Origin of the sequence: Microbacterium sp. DWRC1-3 (genome assembly GCF_049896645.1) — a bacterium.
Taxonomy (GTDB): Bacteria; Actinomycetota; Actinomycetes; order Actinomycetales; family Microbacteriaceae; genus Microbacterium; species Microbacterium maritypicum.
The window spans coordinates 1,651,275-1,666,711 of the sequence record NZ_JAFCUS010000001.1 but is presented as its reverse complement, the minus strand read 5'-3'; the positions used below and the strand labels follow the sequence as shown (position 1 = coordinate 1,666,711).

The following is a 15,437-nucleotide window of genomic DNA, read 5'->3' as shown; positions in this document are numbered from 1 at the left end:
CCGCCCGCCGGGTCAGCCGTTCACGGCCTTCTCGATGGCCTCCTCGACGTCGTCCCACTCCTGCAGCTCGACCTTCACACCATCCACGAAGAAGCTCGGCGTGCTGTCCACCCCGAGCTTCTCGCCATCGGCCTTGTCGGACTGCACGCGCTCCGCGGTGGCCGCATCCGCGATAGCCGCGTCGTACGCGGCCATGTCGAGGCCGAGCTCCTCGGCGAACCCGCGGAACACCTCGGGCGTCTCCTCGGACTGCTCGCCCCACTGCGCCTGGGTCTCGAACAGGCGGTGGTACATGTCCTCGAAGCGATCCTGCTGACCGGCGGCCTCCGCGGCCAGGGCCGCCTGGGTGGAGTTGATGTGACCGGGCAGGGGGAAGTAGCGCACGACGTAGGTGATCTCGCCGTCGTACTTCTCTCGGAGATCTTCGACGACGGGGTAGAACGCCGCGCACGCCTCGCACTCGAAGTCGAGGAACTCGACGACGGTGACGGCGCCCTCGCCCCCGTCGTCGAGCACATGGGAATCGGTGCGGACGGTCGGCTTCGGCTCCCCGCCTTCGGCCGGTGCGGTGGGTTGTTGCTGGCTGATCGCGAACACGACACCGGCGATCAGCAGGACGATGGCGACGGCGATGGCGATCAGGGTCGCTTTGACAGAGTTCTTCATGGGGTCTCCAGACACAGGGGTACGACGAGGGAAGGATGCCGCCGTGGGCGGCTCGATGTGCGCGTCGGTGTCAGGTACGGGAGATCGAGAGCTGGGTGAGGGTGAGAGCCGGGACGATGACGAGCGGACCGGCGCGGCGGGGCGACGACGTGCCGAGGCCCCGGGTGCCGAGCGGTCGGGTTCTGTGGGCGATGAGCCGCCGGAACACCAGGACCAGCGCGACCCCGCCGAGGACAGCGAGCACGCAGATCCCCACGCTCGACGAGAGCACATCGATCGTCGTCGTCGCCTCCTGGCCGTCTGCGACGGGCGCGGCCCCCTGCGATTCCGAGACACCGGAGGCGAGGCACAGCGTCGCGTGCACATCGGCGGAGCCACGAGAGGTCGACCACGCGCCCACGACGAGCAGGAGCGCGAGGCCGACGGCGATGATCACCCGGGCGACCAGCATCCGCTCGGCCCGCGCTCGCGGCATCAGATCCGGCGAGGGGGGCAGCATTTCCCGCGCAGTCTAGCAACGGAGCCTCTGCCGTCTCCGGGGCCGTGGCACCCTCGACACGCCTACACTGGAAGGGTGGCGAGACTACTGATCGTCGGCGGCTTCCTCGCCGCCGTGTTCTGGGTGTTCAGCATCGTCGACTGCGCAGTGCAGCCGGCGACGCGGCACCGTGGTGTGTCCAAGCCCGTCTGGCTCGCGATCGTGGTGATCCTCCCCGTGATCGGCGGCATCCTCTGGTTCGTGATCGGCCGCCGGCGCGCGAACGATCCCGGTGTCCGTCCGGTGATCGCACCGGATGACGACCCCGCGTTCCTCCGCAGCATCAGCAAGACCGAGCAGGATGCGCGCATCCGCCGTCTCGAAGAGGAGCTCGCCCGTCTGGACGAGGAGACCGACGAGCCTCCCGCCACGGACCAGCGCCCGTGACCTCATCGCCGGCGATGGATGCTGCGGCGTCCCTGATCGCCGACCTCGTCGCCCAGGGCGTGCGCGACATCGTGGTGTCTCCGGGCTCGCGTTCGCAGGCCCTCGCGCTCGCCGCGGTGCGTGCCGCCGACGACGGACACGTGCGCGTGCACGTGCGCATCGACGAGCGTGTCGCCGGTTTCACGGCACTCGGCATCGCTCGCGAGACCCGCGTGCCCGCCGCGGTGGTGTGCACCTCGGGGACGGCCGTCGCCAACCTCCTCCCCGCGGTGATGGAGGCGTTCCACTCCGGGGTGCCGATGCTGCTGCTCACCGCCGACCGTCCGCCAGAGCTGCGCGGGGTCGGCGCCAACCAGGCGACGATCCAGAACGCTCTGTTCCACCCGTGGGTGCGCGACGAGCTCGATGCTCCGGTGCCGGGCGACGGCGAGTGGACCGGGCTCGCCGAACAGGCCGTGGCCGCCGCGATGGGCGCTCGCGAGGTCGAGAGCGGCCTCCGTGGCATCGCAGGACCAGTGCATCTGAATCTTCCGTCCAGAGAGCCCCTCTCGGGCGATCTGCCCTCCATCGTCGTCCTCAGGGGCGAGGCGCCCGAGGCGCTGCGCGACGAACCCTTCGTGCTCGACCGCGGGCCGCGCACCGTCGTGATCGCGGGCGCCGACGCCGGTCCCGATGCCGAAGAGATCGCGCACTCCGGGGGCTGGCCGCTGATCGCCGAGATCGTGAGCGGTGCGCGGTTCGGGCGGCAGGTCGTGCACGGCTACCGTCGCCTGCTGGCCCGGGAGGATCTCGGTGGACGCATCGAACGGGTCGTGGTGCTCGGGCACCCGACGCTCAGCCGCGAGGTCGCGTCGCTCCTCTCCCGTCACGACGTGGATGTGGTGGCGGTGCACCGCGGCGGCGAGGAGCTCAACCTCAACCACCGCACGCGCGGGGTCGACGCCGTCATCGTCGCCCCCGGCACCCTCGACCGCGCCTGGCTCGGCGAGTGGATGCGGGCGTCCGCTGCGGAGATCGTCGATCTGAGCGAGCACGCCCCCGATCCCGAGGCGCTGGCCTCCACCGACTTCGCGGCGCGCAGGGAGGCGGTGAAGGCCGAGCTCGACGCGGTCCGCCGTCCGCTCGACCGTGAACTGCTCGCCGACGCGGTGTGGCGCGCCACCTGGCCGCACGACCGTCTGGTGTTCGGCTCCTCCCGGCTCGTCCGGGTCGCCGATCAGGTGCTGGGCGGCAAGAAGGTCCCCGTCCACGCCAACCGCGGCCTCGCCGGCATCGACGGCACGATCGCCACCGCGACCGGCATCGCCATCGCCAGTCAGGCCGCCGGTGCGCCCGGGGTCACCAGGGTGCTGCTGGGCGACCTCGCGTTCCTGCACGACGTCGGCGCCCTGCTGCTGCCGCCCGACGAGACAGAGCCCCGACTGCAGGTCATCGTCGGCAACGACGGCGGGGGGACGATCTTCGACTCCCTCGAGGTGGCGTCTTCCGCCCGCCCCGGCGACCTCGACCGCGCCTTCTACACGCCGCACACCGTCCGCTTCGAGCACCTCGCCCTCGCCTACGGCTGGGAGTATCAGCGGGTCACCACCCGCACGGCACTCGATCAGGCGCTGACCTCGCCCCGCGGCGGACGTCAGATCATCGAGGTGCCGCTGGAGCGTTGACTGGCAGGATGTGCGTATGGACGCGCACACCTGGACGCAGACGCTGCGAGTCGACGAGGGATTCCGCCTCGCCGATCTCGACCCGGACGCCAAGCCCGGATACGACCAGGGCAAGGCTCGCGGGGTCGCCGACCTCGCCGCCCGCCTGGCAGACCTGAACGTGCTGCAGGAGCGGCTGTTCGCCGAGAGCCGTGCCGGAGTGGCCAAGGATGCGGTGCTCCTGGTGCTTCAGGCCATGGACTCCGCCGGCAAGGGCGGGATCGTGCGGCACGTGGTCGGGGGTGTCGACCCGCAGGGTGTCGCGCTCGCCGCGTTCAAGGCGCCGACGGCCGAGGAGCGCGAGCACGACTTCCTCTGGCGCATCGAGAAGCGTCTGCCCGATCCCGGCTTCATCGGCGTCTTCGACCGCTCCCACTACGAGGACGTGCTGATCGGACGGGTTCGCGAGCTCGCCCCGCCCGCGGAGATCGAGCGCCGCTACGACGCGATCAACGAGTTCGAGGCCCGCGTCGCGGCATCCGGTACGCGCATCGTCAAGGTCATGCTGCACATCTCGCCCGAAGAGCAGAAGACGCGGTTGATGGAACGCCTCGACCGTCCGGACAAGCACTGGAAGTACAACCCGGGCGATGTGGATGAGCGGTTGGTGTGGCCGCAGTACATGCAGGCTTACCAGACCGTGTTCGATCGCACCTCGACCGCGGTGGCTCCGTGGCACGTGATTCCGGCGAACGCCAAGTGGTACGCGCGACTGGCCGTGCAGGAGCTGCTGCTCGCGGCGCTGGAGGACATCGACCCCGAGTGGCCGCGCGCCGACTTCGACGTCGAGTGCGAGAAGAAACGCTTGGCCGCCAGCTGAGCGTCGGTCTCTGTGGTCAGGCCAGGGCGTCGACCAGGGGGCGGAACTTCACGCGCGTCTCGAGCAGTTCGCTCTCCGGATCGGATCCGGCGACGATCCCGGCGCCCGCGTAGGCCGTGACCCCGATCTCGTCCTGGCGCACGGTGAACTGGGCGCAGCGCAGGGCGATCGCCCACTCGCCGTTGCCCGCGGCATCCACCCAGCCCACAGGTCCCGCGTAGCGACCCCGGTCGAACGGCTCGAGCTCGCGGATCGCGGCGATGGCCGAGGGGGTCGGTGTGCCGGCGACGGCGGCGGTGGGGTGGAGCACCCGCACCAGGTCGAGCGCCGACTCGCCGTCGCCCAGTTCGCCCTCGACGTCGGTCGCCAGGTGGAACAGATTCGGCAGCTTCAACAGGAAGGGCTGTTCGCTCGCGGCCAGCGCCCGTGTGTGGGCCCGCAGCGAGGCGAGCACGCTCTGCACGGCGTACTGATGCTCGTCGAGGTCCTTGGTGCTGGAGGCGAGGTGTGCCGAAGCGGCGGTGTCGGCATCCGCGTCGGCGCCGCGGCCGATCGTGCCGGCCAGCACCCGCGCGGTCACGGTTCCCTCGTGCACGGTGACGAGGGTCTCCGGACTCGCGCCGATCAGCCCGTCCACCGCGAACGCCCAGGTGTCGGGGTAGCCGCTGGAGAGGGCACGCACCAGTCGGCGCAGGTCGGACCCCGCCGGGATGCTGCCGGTCAGGTCGCGGGCGAGCACGACCTTGCTGAGCTCTCCGTCGGCGATGAGGGCCAGGGCGCGGCGCACCGAGTCCTGGTAGCCCTGCGGGCTCTGCGCTCCGGGGCCGACGGTGCCGGCCCAGTGCGGGCCGTAGGGCTGCGTCGCGAGTTCATCAGCGTTCCCCGGGGCATCGGCGACGCGGATCGTCGTGCGCCAGAACCGGTCCCCGTGTCGTCCCAGAACCTGCGTCGGCAGCAGGAGCACGCTGTCCGCTGCCGAGTCCTCGTCGAACGTGAAGGCGCCGAAGGCCACGAGCCCGGTGCCGGGGAGTCCCACCGGGTCGGAGATCTCGGCCTGCGCTGCCATGTCCCGCCACAGGGTCGCGAGCTTCTCGGTGCGCGACTGATCGCCGCCCGCGGGAGGCCGCAGCTCCGCCAGGGTCTCGCCGACGGCGACGATCCCGTCTCCGCGGCGCAGCCACGCGAGCGGGCGGGAAGGGTCCGCGTAGGCCAGGAGGTCTTCGACCGGCTCGATCTCTGTGGTCTCCACGACCAGGTGGGTGGTGTGCACGCGTCCAGCCTATGCCGCTCAGGGAGCGTGGATTCTCGTGGTCGTAGGGTGAGCGGATGAGCGATGCACGCCCCGCACCCGGCACGGAGATGGTCTTCCAATGGCGCAAGTGGGACGGATCACCGCACTGGCGGCACGAGTGCGTCTACCTCGGCGCCGACGAGTGGGGCGACTGGATAGGGCAGCCCGTCGGATGGCACAGCGTGCGCCCCGGCGCCGAGTTCCATGCCGGGGGTCCGAACGTCACCCTGGTTCCCCCGAGCGGTGACCACGCGCTGACCGTCAACCGCCGCCATCGCCGGGGGATGCGCATCTACATCGACCTGGGGTGGGACATCCATTGGTCCGATGATCCGCTGCTGGCGACCGGGATCGACATGGACCTCGATGTGGTGCGCGTCGAGGGTGCACGAGGGACCTGGGTCGACGATCGCGACGAGTGGGCCGAGCACAGTGCGCGCTACGGCTACCCGGCCGACGTCATGGCGCACCTCGAGGGCCTCGCGCTCGACCTCGAGGAGCGGGTGCGCGCGCAGATGGCTCCGTTCGACGACGCCACCGCCGATCCCTGGCTCGACCGCCTCGAAGCCCTGGGCCTCGCGCCTAGACTGAACTCGTGACCTCGAACGAGAAGAACCGCGCCGATCTCGGCAAGGACCCCGCCCGCGTCAGCGGCATGTTCGACCAGGTCGCCGCAGGGTATGACCGCACCAACACGGCGATGACGTTCGGCAACGACGTCCTGTGGCGCGCGGCGACCACCCGGGCGGTCGCTCCGAAGCCGGGGGAGCGGATCCTCGACCTCGGCGCGGGCACGGCGTCATCGTCGGCCTCCCTCGCACGCAGCGGGGCCGAGGTGGTCGCGGCCGACTTCTCCCCGGGCATGCTCGCGGAGGGCGAGCGTCGACACGGCGCGATGCGCAACCTGTCGTTCGTGCAGGCCGATGCCACCGATCTGCCGTTCCCCGACGCGACGTTCGACGCGGTCACCATGTCGTACGCGCTGCGCAACGTCAACGACCCGAAGAAGGCCCTGAGCGAGCTCTACCGCGTGACCAAGCCGGGGGGCAGGCTCGTCATCAACGAGTTCTCGACCCCGCCGGGCAAGCTCTTCCGCGGGGCGTACCGCTTCTACAACGCCCAGGTGCTGCCGCGGGTGGCTCGCGTCGCCGGCACCAACGGCGACGCCTACGACTATCTGAACGAGTCGATCATTCAATGGCCTGACCAGAAGCGACTCTCCGCCTGGATCCGCGAGGCGGGCTGGGCCGAGGTCGCCTATCGCAACCTCACCTTCGGCATCGTGGCCCTGCACAGAGCGCGCAAGCCGGAGTGAACCTTCCGGGCGAAACCGTGACATCCGACGAAGGTAGGCTGGGAACGTGACTTCGAGCCCCATCGCCCCGGGTTCGCGACTGGCGAGCCGTCTCGGCTTCAGCGATCGCGTCTTCATCGGTCCTGCCGCCCGACGTGTCGCGCGCGCCATCGAAGACGGGCTGGAGCTCGTCGAGACCGGACTGGCAGACGACGTCCGCGTCGCCGATCCACTGGCCGACGCCGCCAGCCGCTACCTGTACGAGGCCGGCGGCAAGCGCATCCGTCCCGTGCTCACGCTCCTCGCCGCACAGCTCGGCGACGGGAACACCCCCGAGGTCATCGACGTGGCCAAGGCGCTCGAGATCACGCACCTCGGCTCGCTGTACCACGACGACGTCATGGACGGAGCCGACCGCCGCCGCGGAGTACCCGCCGCCCACGCCGTGTGGGGCAACAACATCGCGATCCTCACGGGCGACATCCTGTTCTCCCGCGCCAGCCAGCTGATGTCCCGGCTGGGCGAACGCGCCATCCGGCTCCAGGCCGACACCTTCGAGCGACTCGTGCTCGGTCAGATGCATGAGACCCTGGGCCCGCAAGAGGGCGACGACCCCATCGAGTTCTACATCCAGGTGCTCGCGGACAAGACGGGTTCCCTGATCGCCGCGGCCACGCAGGGCGGCGTGATCTTCTCCAACGCCCCCTCGGAGTACGAAGAGCCGGTACGTGTGTACGGCGAGAAGATCGGCGTCGCGTTCCAGCTTCTCGACGACGTGATCGACCTCTCGGCGAAGCCGGAGGAGACGGGCAAGGTGCCGGGGACCGACCTGCGTGCGGGCGTTCCGACCATGCCCTACCTGCTGCTCAAGGCCGAGGGAGACGCGGACGCCATCGACCTCGCAGCCCGCATCGACGAGGGCGTGGCCCTCATCGCCGACGGTGCCGACCCCGCCATCCTCGACGGGCCGCTGGACGCGCTGCGCGACCACCCGGTGACGCAGAAGACCCTCGAGCTCGCGCACGCGTGGACCCGGGATGCCGTCGACGCTCTCCAGCTGCTCCCTCGCGGCACTGTGCGCGAGGCGCTGACCCGATTCGCTGAGACCCTCGCCGAACGCTCCAGCTGACTCTGTGCGTGCGGCCCGTCAGGGTTGCGCGCCGGCTCTGCGACGGCATACGAAAGGACCTCCCATGACCAAGCTCAGACTGGCCATCGTCGGTGCGGGCCCCGCCGGCATCTATGCGGCGGACATCCTGCTGAAGGCGGAGCGCAAGTTCGACGTCTCGATCGACCTCTTCGAGCAGCTCCCCGCACCGTACGGGCTGGTGCGCTACGGCGTCGCGCCCGACCACCCGCGCATCAAGGGCATCGTCAACGCCCTCCGAGACGTGCTCGACCGTGGTGACATCCGCCTGTTCGGCAACGTCCGCTTCGGCGAGGACATCACTCTCGACGACCTCAAGAAGCACTACAACGCGGTGATCTTCGCGACCGGGGCCATCCGCGACACCTCGCTGGACATCCCCGGCATCGATGCGGTCGCCTCGTACGGCGCTGCGGACTACGTCAGCTGGTTCGACGGCCACCCCGATGTTCCGCGTGAGTGGCCGCTGGATGCCGCCTCGGTCGGCGTGCTCGGCAACGGCAACGTCGCCCTCGATGTCGCCCGCATGCTGGCCAAGCACGCGGAGGACCTGCTCGTCACCGAGGTGCCGGCCAACGTCTACGAAGGCCTCAAGGCCAGCCAGGTCACCGACGTGCACGTCTTCGGGCGTCGCGGACCGGCGCAGGTCAAGTTCACGCCGCTCGAGCTGCGCGAGCTCGGCGAACTGCGCGATGTCGACATGGTCGTCTACGACGAGGACTTCGACTACGACGACGCCGCGAAGGACGCCGTCGCCAGCAACAAGCAGGTGATGGTCATCGACCGCATCCTGCAGTCCTGGCGCAAGCGCGATTCGGTCAACAACGCCGGAGGCACGGCGTCGCGACGCCTGCACCTGCACTTCTGGGCGAAGCCGGTCGAGGTCCGCAAGGACGACAACGGTCGCGTCGCGGCCCTCGTGTACGAGCGCACCCGGCCCGACGGCCAGGGTGGCGCGGTCGGCACGGGAGAGCTGCGCGAGGTGCCCCTCCAGGCGCTGTACCGTGCCATCGGCTACTTCGGCTCGCCGCTTCCCGGGGTTCCCTTCGACAAGAAGCACGGTGTCATCCCGAACCGTGAGGGTCAGGTGCTCGCCAAGGACTCGAACGAACGCGTGCCCGGCATCTACGCGACCGGATGGATCAAGCGCGGCCCCGTGGGGCTGATCGGGCACACCAAGTCCGACGCGATGGAGACCGTGCGTCACATCATCAACGACCAGAGCGCGTGGTGGCACCCGGAGGACCCCTCGGAGGAGTCCATCGTCGAGCTCCTTCAGGAGCGCGGCGTGCGCTGGACCGACCTGGACGGGTGGCACCGGCTCGACGAGCACGAGATCGCCCTCGGTGCTCCGGCGGAGCGCGCCAGGGTCAAGGTCGTCCCGCGTGACGAGATGGTCCGGGTCTCACGCGGCGAGTAGAGCCGTCACGGTCGGGCCTCCCGCACCCGGTCGCGCGCTCGGCTAGCCTGGCGACGACGGGGGAGGAACGCATGACCGAGTGGATCCCGGATGTTCTCGGTGACGAGTTCGAGCAGCTGACGCTCGATCTCGGCACGGATGACCAGGGGCCTGTCGTTGCGACCCTCGTGCGCGCGCTGCCGAGGAGGCCGAGCCTGTGGGCGCGGGCGAGCGGCCGCCGACCGCTTCTCGACGGGGTCGATGTGCTGTACGTGCACGGCTGGTCCGACTACTTCTTCCAGAAGCGGCTGGCCCGGTTCTGGACTTCGCGTGGCGCCCGCTTCTTCGCTCTCGACCTGCGCAAGTACGGTCGCAGCCTGCGCGACGGCCAGACTCCCGGCTACGTCGCCGACCTCGCCATCTACGACGAGGACATCGGAGCTGCGCTGGAGGCGATGGGCCGCGGGGAGGGGGGCGCCGAGTCCGCCCGTCGACTCCTCCTGCTCGGGCACTCCACCGGGGGCCTGACGCTGAGTCTGTGGGCCTCCCGCCATCCGGGCTCCGCCGACGCGGTGATCCTCAACAGCCCGTGGCTGGAGTTCCAGTTCGCGCCGGCCCGCGCGGCGATCGCGCCGATGGTCGAGTTGCAGGCGAGGCTGCGACCGATGGAGGCCGCGCCGCAGGTCGACCTCGGCTTCTACACCCGCGCGCAGCAGGAGGTCGCCGACCCGGACGATCCGATGGATGTGAACCCGGTATGGCGGCCCGCGCAGACCATGGCGGTGTACGCGGGCTGGCTGCACGCCATCCTCTCCGGCCACAAGGCGGTGGCGTCGGGGCTGTCGATCACGGCGCCCGTATGCGTGCTGCTGTCAGCACGATTCGTGCCGCCGACCCGGTGGTCGGACGACCTCACGTCTGCCGACTCGGTGCTCGTGGTCGACGACATCGCCCGTGCAGCGCTCCGGCTCGGTCCCAGCGTCACCGTGGAGCGCATCGACGGCGCGCTGCACGACGTCTTCCTCTCCCGGCACGAGGCGCGCGAAGACGCCTACCGGCGGTTGGACCGATGGGTGACCGGATGGCGCGCAGCGCAGTGAGCTCTCACAGGTAGTACATCTCCCTGACGAGGCGCTCGGCGCCGTCGCCGTCGCCGCTGCGCACGGCGTCGCCGAAGTCGACGTAGATCTGCGCCATCCGTGCGCGATCGGACGGCGGGACCACCCAGTCGCGGAGGTTGCGGAACAGGACCATGCTCGCGTCGTCGATCAGCGTGCGATGCTGCGCGTTGCCGCTGTGCTCGCCGAGGTAGGAGAACACCGCCCATCGGGCGTCCGAGGTGCCGGCACCGTCTTCCAGAGCTGCGCGCATGGCGTTGACCAGCGCGAGCACATGCTCGCGCTGCGCGGCCGTGATCTGCGGCACCGCCAGTCGCGCGGCGATTCCCGCCTGGTAGCCGGCGAACACGAGCGATTGGGCGATGGTCTCCGGCGTCACCGCCGTGACCTCCGTGTACCGGCTCGGGTACATCGTGACCATTCCCAGCCGTTCCAACCGCTGGAGCGCCTCGCGCACCGGTGTCCGTGACACGTGCAGTTCTTCCGCGACATCGACATCGCGGATGCGCTCACCCGCGGCCAGCGTGCCGTCGATGATCTGCCTGCCGATGTGGTGGAAGACCTCCTCGGCCAAGAGCTGCTTGCTCTCGCCGACGTTCGTCGATCCGATATTCCCCATGGATCCGCCCCCAGTTGCCCTTCTGATCCCGAGCGCCCCATGATTCGCCCGGGAGGGCAACTACATCATGAAGTCGCGTCGGATGCCAATATCCCCCACCTGAGTCGGCAGTCCGCGTGGGGGCGCGCATCGTGGCTCAGGTGGGCTCGTCGTGCCCGTGTTCTTCGTACTCGTGGGTTCCGTGGCCGGCGGATGCTGGGCATCCGCCGGCCACCGAAGACGCGAGCGCATGGAACTGCCGCGGCCTCGTCCCCACGAGGGCAAGCTCGCAATCCCGAAATCGCGTAGCCCTACGACGGCAGTGCGTCACGCGGCGTTCGCGTCATCGGTCGCATCGAGTCGACCGCTTCCAGTCTTGGGTACCTAAACCCATATATCAGTATGCAATCCAACAATGACGAGAGAGGGGGCCGAGTGCGCTGCACTCGACCCCCTCTCTCGATGTGTCCCGGTGGGTTACCGGTAGTTGATGAACTGCAGGTCCAGGTCGAGGTCGGCGCCCTTGAGCAGCGCGATGACCGTCTGCAGGTCGTCGCGGCTCTTGGACTGCACACGCAGCTCGTCGCCCTGGATCTGGCTCTTCACGCCCTTGGGGCCCTCGTCGCGGATGATCTTGTTGATCTTCTTCGCGTTCTCCGAGGAGATGCCGTCCTTGAGCGTCGAGACGATGCGGAACTCCTTGCCGCTGGCGAACGGGTCGCCCGACTCGAGGCTCTTCAGCGAGATGCCGCGCTTGATGAGCTTGGACTGGAACACGTCGAGCACGGCCTTGGCCCGCTCCTCGGTGTTCGCGATGATCAGGATGCTCTCGCCGCTCCAGGCGATCGACGCACCCGTGCCCTTGAAGTCGTAGCGCTGCTCGATCTCCTTGCGGGCCTGGTTCAGGGCATTCTCCGCCTCCTGGTGGTCGACCTTCGAGACGATGTCAAATGAGCTGTCAGCCATGGTTTCATCCTACTCAGGGGCTCAGGGCGTACACGTTGTCGGAGATCCGGGTGGCTCCGTCCGGCGTGGGGTAGTCGTCGGGGACCAGCACGAAGTGACCGGCCGGGCCGCTCATCTCCACGGGGCCGCGTTCGCCGCCACACGCCATGATTCCCGCGGTCTCGTCCCGGTAGGCGAGCACGCAGACCGTTCCCTGGTCGACCCCGCGCAGCACCCACAGCGAGCTGCCGGAATGCTCGCCGACGAACCGCGCAGACGAGAGCTCGGCGACGTCGCCGGAGTCCTGCTCGATGAACGCGTCCGGCAACGCGTCCGCGGGTTCGACATCGCGCTCCAGCACCGCGTAGCCCGTGGTGAACGCGGTGCACCCGCTCAGTGCGGCCGCCGACAGCGCCAGCACGAGACCTGCCGTCATCCGGGCGATGCGGTGCGAACCGTGAGTCATTCCAGCAGTCTACGGGTCTCGTTTCCCCGCCTCATGGAAGCGTTTTCACATTCCAGCAGCGCTCCTTTCTCTATCACGGGTTGATATCAACGCCTTCTCTCATTGCAAACGCCGCTGATTTCGATGCATACTGTAAGCGCTTGCAGTCCTTGCAGGTGATCAGCACTGAGAGAGGCACACACCAATGAAGGTGAACAAGAGGGGCATCGTCGCCGCGGGCGCGATCGCCATCGTTTCGACTCTGACGCTTGCCGGCTGCTCCACGGGGACCAGCAGCGACGACACCTCCGGCTCCGACGACAGCGGGAAGCTGGTCGTGTGGGTCGACGCCGAGCGCGTCGACGCACTGCAGGGCGCTGCAGACGCCTACCAGGAGAAGACCGGCGTCAAGGTCGAGCTCACGGGCAAGTCGGTCGACGACATGAAGGACGACTTCATCCAGCAGGTTCCGACCGGCAAGGGCCCCGACATCGTCATGGGCGCGCACGACTGGCTGGGCGAGCTCTCCACGAACGGCGTCGTCGCACCCATCGAGCTCGGCGACAGCTCCGAGGACTACCTCCCGGTCGCGCTGCAGGCCGCCACGTACGACGGCACCGTCTACATGCTCCCGTACGCCGTCGAGAACATCGCGGTGCTGCGCAACGCCGACCTGGTTCCGGCCGCCGCGACCAGCTTCGACGACATGCTCTCGAAGGGCACCTTCGTCGTCGAGCAGGGTACCGAGGGCAACCCGTACCACCTCTACCCGTTCCAGACGGCGTTCGGCGCCCCGGTGTTCGGCACCGACGACACGGGCAGCTACGACTCCACCGACCTCCAGCTCGGCAGCGAGGGCGGCTTCGCGTTCGCGGACTGGCTGGGCGCACAGGGTGCTGCGGGTGTTCTGAACACCGACGTCGACGGCGAGATCGCCAAGCAGCAGTTCCTCGACGGCACCGCGGCCTTCTGGCTCACCGGTCCGTGGAACGTGGGCGCGGCAACCGACGCGGGCATCAACGTCGCGATCGACCCGATCCCGAGCCCGACCGGTGAGACCGCTTCGCCGTTCGCCGGCGTGAAGGGCTTCTTCGTGAGCTCGGAGTCGAAGAACAAGGTCGCCGCGAACGACTTCCTCGTCAACTACATCGGCACCGAAGATGTGCAGCTCGACCTGTTCAAGGCCGGCAACATCCTCCCCGCCCTGACCGCAGCCGCCGACACCGCGGCCGCCGACCCGATCATCGCCGGCTTCCAGGCCGTCGGCGCCGACGCGGTCCCGATGCCCGCGATCCCGGCCATGGGCGCGGTCTGGGAGTTCTGGGGCGTGGCCGAGGCCGCGGTCATCAACGGCGAAGACCCGGCGACGACGTGGCAGAAGCTCGTCGACGACGTGACCGCCGCGATCAAGTAACAGCCAGAACACGGACTCTGCCGGGGTGGGCCTTCGCCCGCCCCGGCAGGATCATGACGAGGATGACATGACAGACACCGACGAGCGCACAGCTCCTCCGACCAGACGTCAGCGCCAGGCCGCGAAGATCGCGGAGGCCGCATCCGGACCGATCGGCTGGATGCTGCTGAAGATCCTCCTGCTGGCCGTCGTCGACGCGATCGCGCTCTACGCCGCTTTCGTGCTCTTCGCTCAGCGGGAATGGTTGATCCTCGGCATCGTCGTGGCGGTCGCCGTCCTCGTCAACTACATCTACTTCTCCCGAAAGCGCATCGCCGCGAAGTACCTCACTCCCGGCATCATCTTCCTGGTCATCTTCCAGGTGTTCACGCTGCTCTACACCGGGTACATCGGGTTCACGAACTACGGCACCGGCCACAACGGCACCAAGGACCAGGCGATCTCCTCCCTCCTCGCCTCGGCGCAGGAGCGGGTCGAGGACTCGCCGACCTACCCCGTGACGGTCGTCGAGCAGTTCGGCACCTACGGTCTGCTCGTGACGGACCCGGAATCCGGCGACGCGCTCCTCGGTACAGCGCAACAGCCGCTGGAAGAGGTCGACGCCCGGTTCGAAGACGGCACGGCCGTCGCCGTCGACGGGTGGACCACACTCCCGCTCGCGACCGTCTTCACGCTCTCCGAAGAGCTGGAGAAGCTGTCGGTGCCGTTCAGCGATGACCCGAACGACGGCAGCCTGCGCGCCCCGGACGGGCAGAAGGGCTACCTGTACGTCTCGACGCTGGAGTACGACGAGGCCGCAGACACCATCACCGACACCACGAACGGGACCGTCTACTCCGATACGGGTGACGGGGCCTTCACCGCCGAGGGCGGCGAGCAGTTGCTCCCCGGTTGGCAGACGACCGTCGGCTTCGACAACTTCATCCGCGCCGTCACCGACTCCTCCATCCGCGGACCGCTCATCTCGGTCACGCTCTGGACGTTCGCGTTCGCTCTGATCTCGGTCGCGACGACGTTCTTCCTCGGCCTTCTCCTGGCCCTGGTGTTCAACAACACCCGCATGCGGTTCCGCAACGGGTACCGCATCATCCTGATCCTCCCGTATGCGTTCCCCGCGTTCCTGTCGGCGCTCGTCTGGGCCGGAATGATGAACGAGAGCTTCGGCTTCATCAACCAGGTGATCTTCGGCGGGGCCGAGATCCCGTGGCTCACCGACCCCGCCCTCGCGAAGGTGTCGGTGCTGCTGGTGAACCTGTGGCTCGGCTTCCCGTACATGTTCCTCGTCTGCATGGGCGCCCTGCAGGGCATCCCCGAGGATGTGAACGAAGCCGCGGTGATGGACGGCGCGAACCCGTGGCAGGTCTTCCGCCGGATCAAGCTGCCGCTGCTGCTGGTCACCGTCGCACCGCTGCTGATCTCGTCCTTCGCGTTCAACTTCAACAACTTCAACCTGATCTACATGCTCACGAAGGGCGGTCCGCGCTTCAGCGACGTGTCCATCCCCGTCGGGCACACCGACATCCTCATCTCGATGGTCTACAAGGTGGCCTTCACGGGACAGACGCGTGACTACGGTCTGGCGTCGGCCTTCACGATCCTGATCTTCATCGTGGTCGCCACGATCTCGATCATCAGCTTCCGCAAGACCAAGGCCCTCGAGGAGCTGAACTGA

The 15,437-nt window shown here is 68.8% G+C and carries 16 protein-coding genes; 10 read left to right on the top strand and 6 right to left on the bottom strand.

Annotation, left to right across the window (positions count from 1 at the left end; translation table 11 throughout):
- Positions 1 to 12 precede the first annotated feature (12 nt).
- Together ACP699_RS08075 and ACP699_RS08070 are read right to left on the bottom strand one after the other, a co-directional pair.
- Positions 13 to 666 (bottom strand): DsbA family protein, encoded by a 654-nt coding sequence (locus ACP699_RS08075; RefSeq protein ID WP_055865633.1) that lies wholly within the window; start codon positions 664 to 666, stop codon positions 13 to 15.
- Between the two features lie 70 nt (positions 667 to 736).
- On the bottom strand, positions 737 to 1,165 hold the full coding sequence (locus ACP699_RS08070) for a hypothetical protein (RefSeq protein ID WP_235563145.1): 429 nt from the start codon (positions 1,163 to 1,165) through the stop codon (positions 737 to 739).
- Positions 1,166 to 1,240: 75 nt separating this feature from the next.
- Here ACP699_RS08070 and ACP699_RS08065 point away from each other — a divergent pair, with 75 nt between their 5' ends.
- From ACP699_RS08065 to ACP699_RS08055, 3 genes are read left to right on the top strand one after another with little or no spacing between them, the layout of a single operon-like run.
- Positions 1,241 to 1,591 carry a PLD nuclease N-terminal domain-containing protein gene (locus tag ACP699_RS08065; protein ID WP_017829232.1) on the top strand — a complete coding sequence of 117 codons (351 nt, stop codon included), beginning with the start codon at positions 1,241 to 1,243 and terminating at the stop codon, positions 1,589 to 1,591.
- Between the two features lie 14 nt (positions 1,592 to 1,605).
- Positions 1,606 to 3,255, top strand: a complete 1,650-nt coding sequence (gene menD / locus ACP699_RS08060; protein ID WP_426171553.1) for a 2-succinyl-5-enolpyruvyl-6-hydroxy-3-cyclohexene-1-carboxylic-acid synthase — start codon at positions 1,606 to 1,608, stop codon at positions 3,253 to 3,255.
- Between the two features lie 16 nt (positions 3,256 to 3,271).
- Positions 3,272 to 4,114: a PPK2 family polyphosphate kinase gene (locus ACP699_RS08055; RefSeq protein WP_426170472.1), complete on the top strand. Its 843-nt coding sequence runs from the start codon at positions 3,272 to 3,274 to the stop codon at positions 4,112 to 4,114.
- Between the two features lie 16 nt (positions 4,115 to 4,130).
- Here ACP699_RS08055 and ACP699_RS08050 read toward each other — a convergent pair whose 3' ends face one another.
- Entirely contained in the window at positions 4,131 to 5,384 is a 1,254-nt protein-coding gene (locus ACP699_RS08050; RefSeq protein ID WP_426170470.1) for an isochorismate synthase, read from the bottom strand.
- A 56-nt stretch (positions 5,385 to 5,440) separates the two neighbouring features.
- Here ACP699_RS08050 and ACP699_RS08045 point away from each other — a divergent pair, with 56 nt between their 5' ends.
- The 5 genes from ACP699_RS08045 to ACP699_RS08025 all read left to right on the top strand — a co-directional run bounded on the left by ACP699_RS08045 (position 5,441) and on the right by ACP699_RS08025 (position 10,345).
- Positions 5,441 to 6,004, top strand: a complete 564-nt coding sequence (locus ACP699_RS08045; RefSeq protein ID WP_055865624.1) for a hypothetical protein — start codon at positions 5,441 to 5,443, stop codon at positions 6,002 to 6,004.
- Positions 6,001 to 6,720: a class I SAM-dependent methyltransferase gene (locus ACP699_RS08040; RefSeq protein ID WP_055865619.1), complete on the top strand. Its 720-nt coding sequence runs from the start codon at positions 6,001 to 6,003 to the stop codon at positions 6,718 to 6,720. Before ACP699_RS08045 ends, ACP699_RS08040 begins: the two co-directional genes overlap by 4 nt.
- A 46-nt stretch (positions 6,721 to 6,766) precedes the next feature.
- On the top strand, positions 6,767 to 7,828 hold the full coding sequence (locus tag ACP699_RS08035) for a polyprenyl synthetase family protein (RefSeq protein ID WP_017829226.1): 1,062 nt from the start codon (positions 6,767 to 6,769) through the stop codon (positions 7,826 to 7,828).
- A gap of 64 nt (positions 7,829 to 7,892) precedes the next feature.
- Entirely contained in the window at positions 7,893 to 9,266 is a 1,374-nt protein-coding gene (locus ACP699_RS08030) for an FAD-dependent oxidoreductase (protein WP_055865615.1), read from the top strand.
- Positions 9,267 to 9,337: 71 nt separating this feature from the next.
- Complete coding sequence (locus ACP699_RS08025; RefSeq protein ID WP_055865612.1) at positions 9,338 to 10,345, top strand: alpha/beta hydrolase; 1,008 nt, start codon at positions 9,338 to 9,340, stop codon at positions 10,343 to 10,345.
- Between the two features lie 4 nt (positions 10,346 to 10,349).
- Here the strand turns inward: ACP699_RS08025 and ACP699_RS08020 are convergent, their stop codons facing one another.
- The 3 genes from ACP699_RS08020 to ACP699_RS08010 form a co-directional block, all read right to left on the bottom strand.
- Complete coding sequence (locus tag ACP699_RS08020; RefSeq protein WP_426170466.1) at positions 10,350 to 10,982, bottom strand: GntR family transcriptional regulator; 633 nt, start codon at positions 10,980 to 10,982, stop codon at positions 10,350 to 10,352.
- A gap of 456 nt (positions 10,983 to 11,438) precedes the next feature.
- Positions 11,439 to 11,927 carry a YajQ family cyclic di-GMP-binding protein gene (locus tag ACP699_RS08015; RefSeq protein WP_426170464.1) on the bottom strand — a complete coding sequence of 163 codons (489 nt, stop codon included), beginning with the start codon at positions 11,925 to 11,927 and terminating at the stop codon, positions 11,439 to 11,441.
- Between the two features lie 13 nt (positions 11,928 to 11,940).
- Positions 11,941 to 12,372 (bottom strand): hypothetical protein, encoded by a 432-nt coding sequence (locus ACP699_RS08010; protein ID WP_426170462.1) that lies wholly within the window; start codon positions 12,370 to 12,372, stop codon positions 11,941 to 11,943.
- A 184-nt stretch (positions 12,373 to 12,556) separates the two neighbouring features.
- Between ACP699_RS08010 and ACP699_RS08005 the strand changes: the two genes are divergently transcribed.
- Together ACP699_RS08005 and ACP699_RS08000 are read left to right on the top strand one after the other, a co-directional pair.
- Positions 12,557 to 13,765, top strand: a complete 1,209-nt coding sequence (locus ACP699_RS08005; protein WP_055865604.1) for a sugar ABC transporter substrate-binding protein — start codon at positions 12,557 to 12,559, stop codon at positions 13,763 to 13,765.
- Between the two features lie 67 nt (positions 13,766 to 13,832).
- Positions 13,833 to 15,437 carry an ABC transporter permease subunit gene (locus ACP699_RS08000; protein ID WP_426170460.1) on the top strand — a complete coding sequence of 535 codons (1,605 nt, stop codon included), beginning with the start codon at positions 13,833 to 13,835 and terminating at the stop codon, positions 15,435 to 15,437.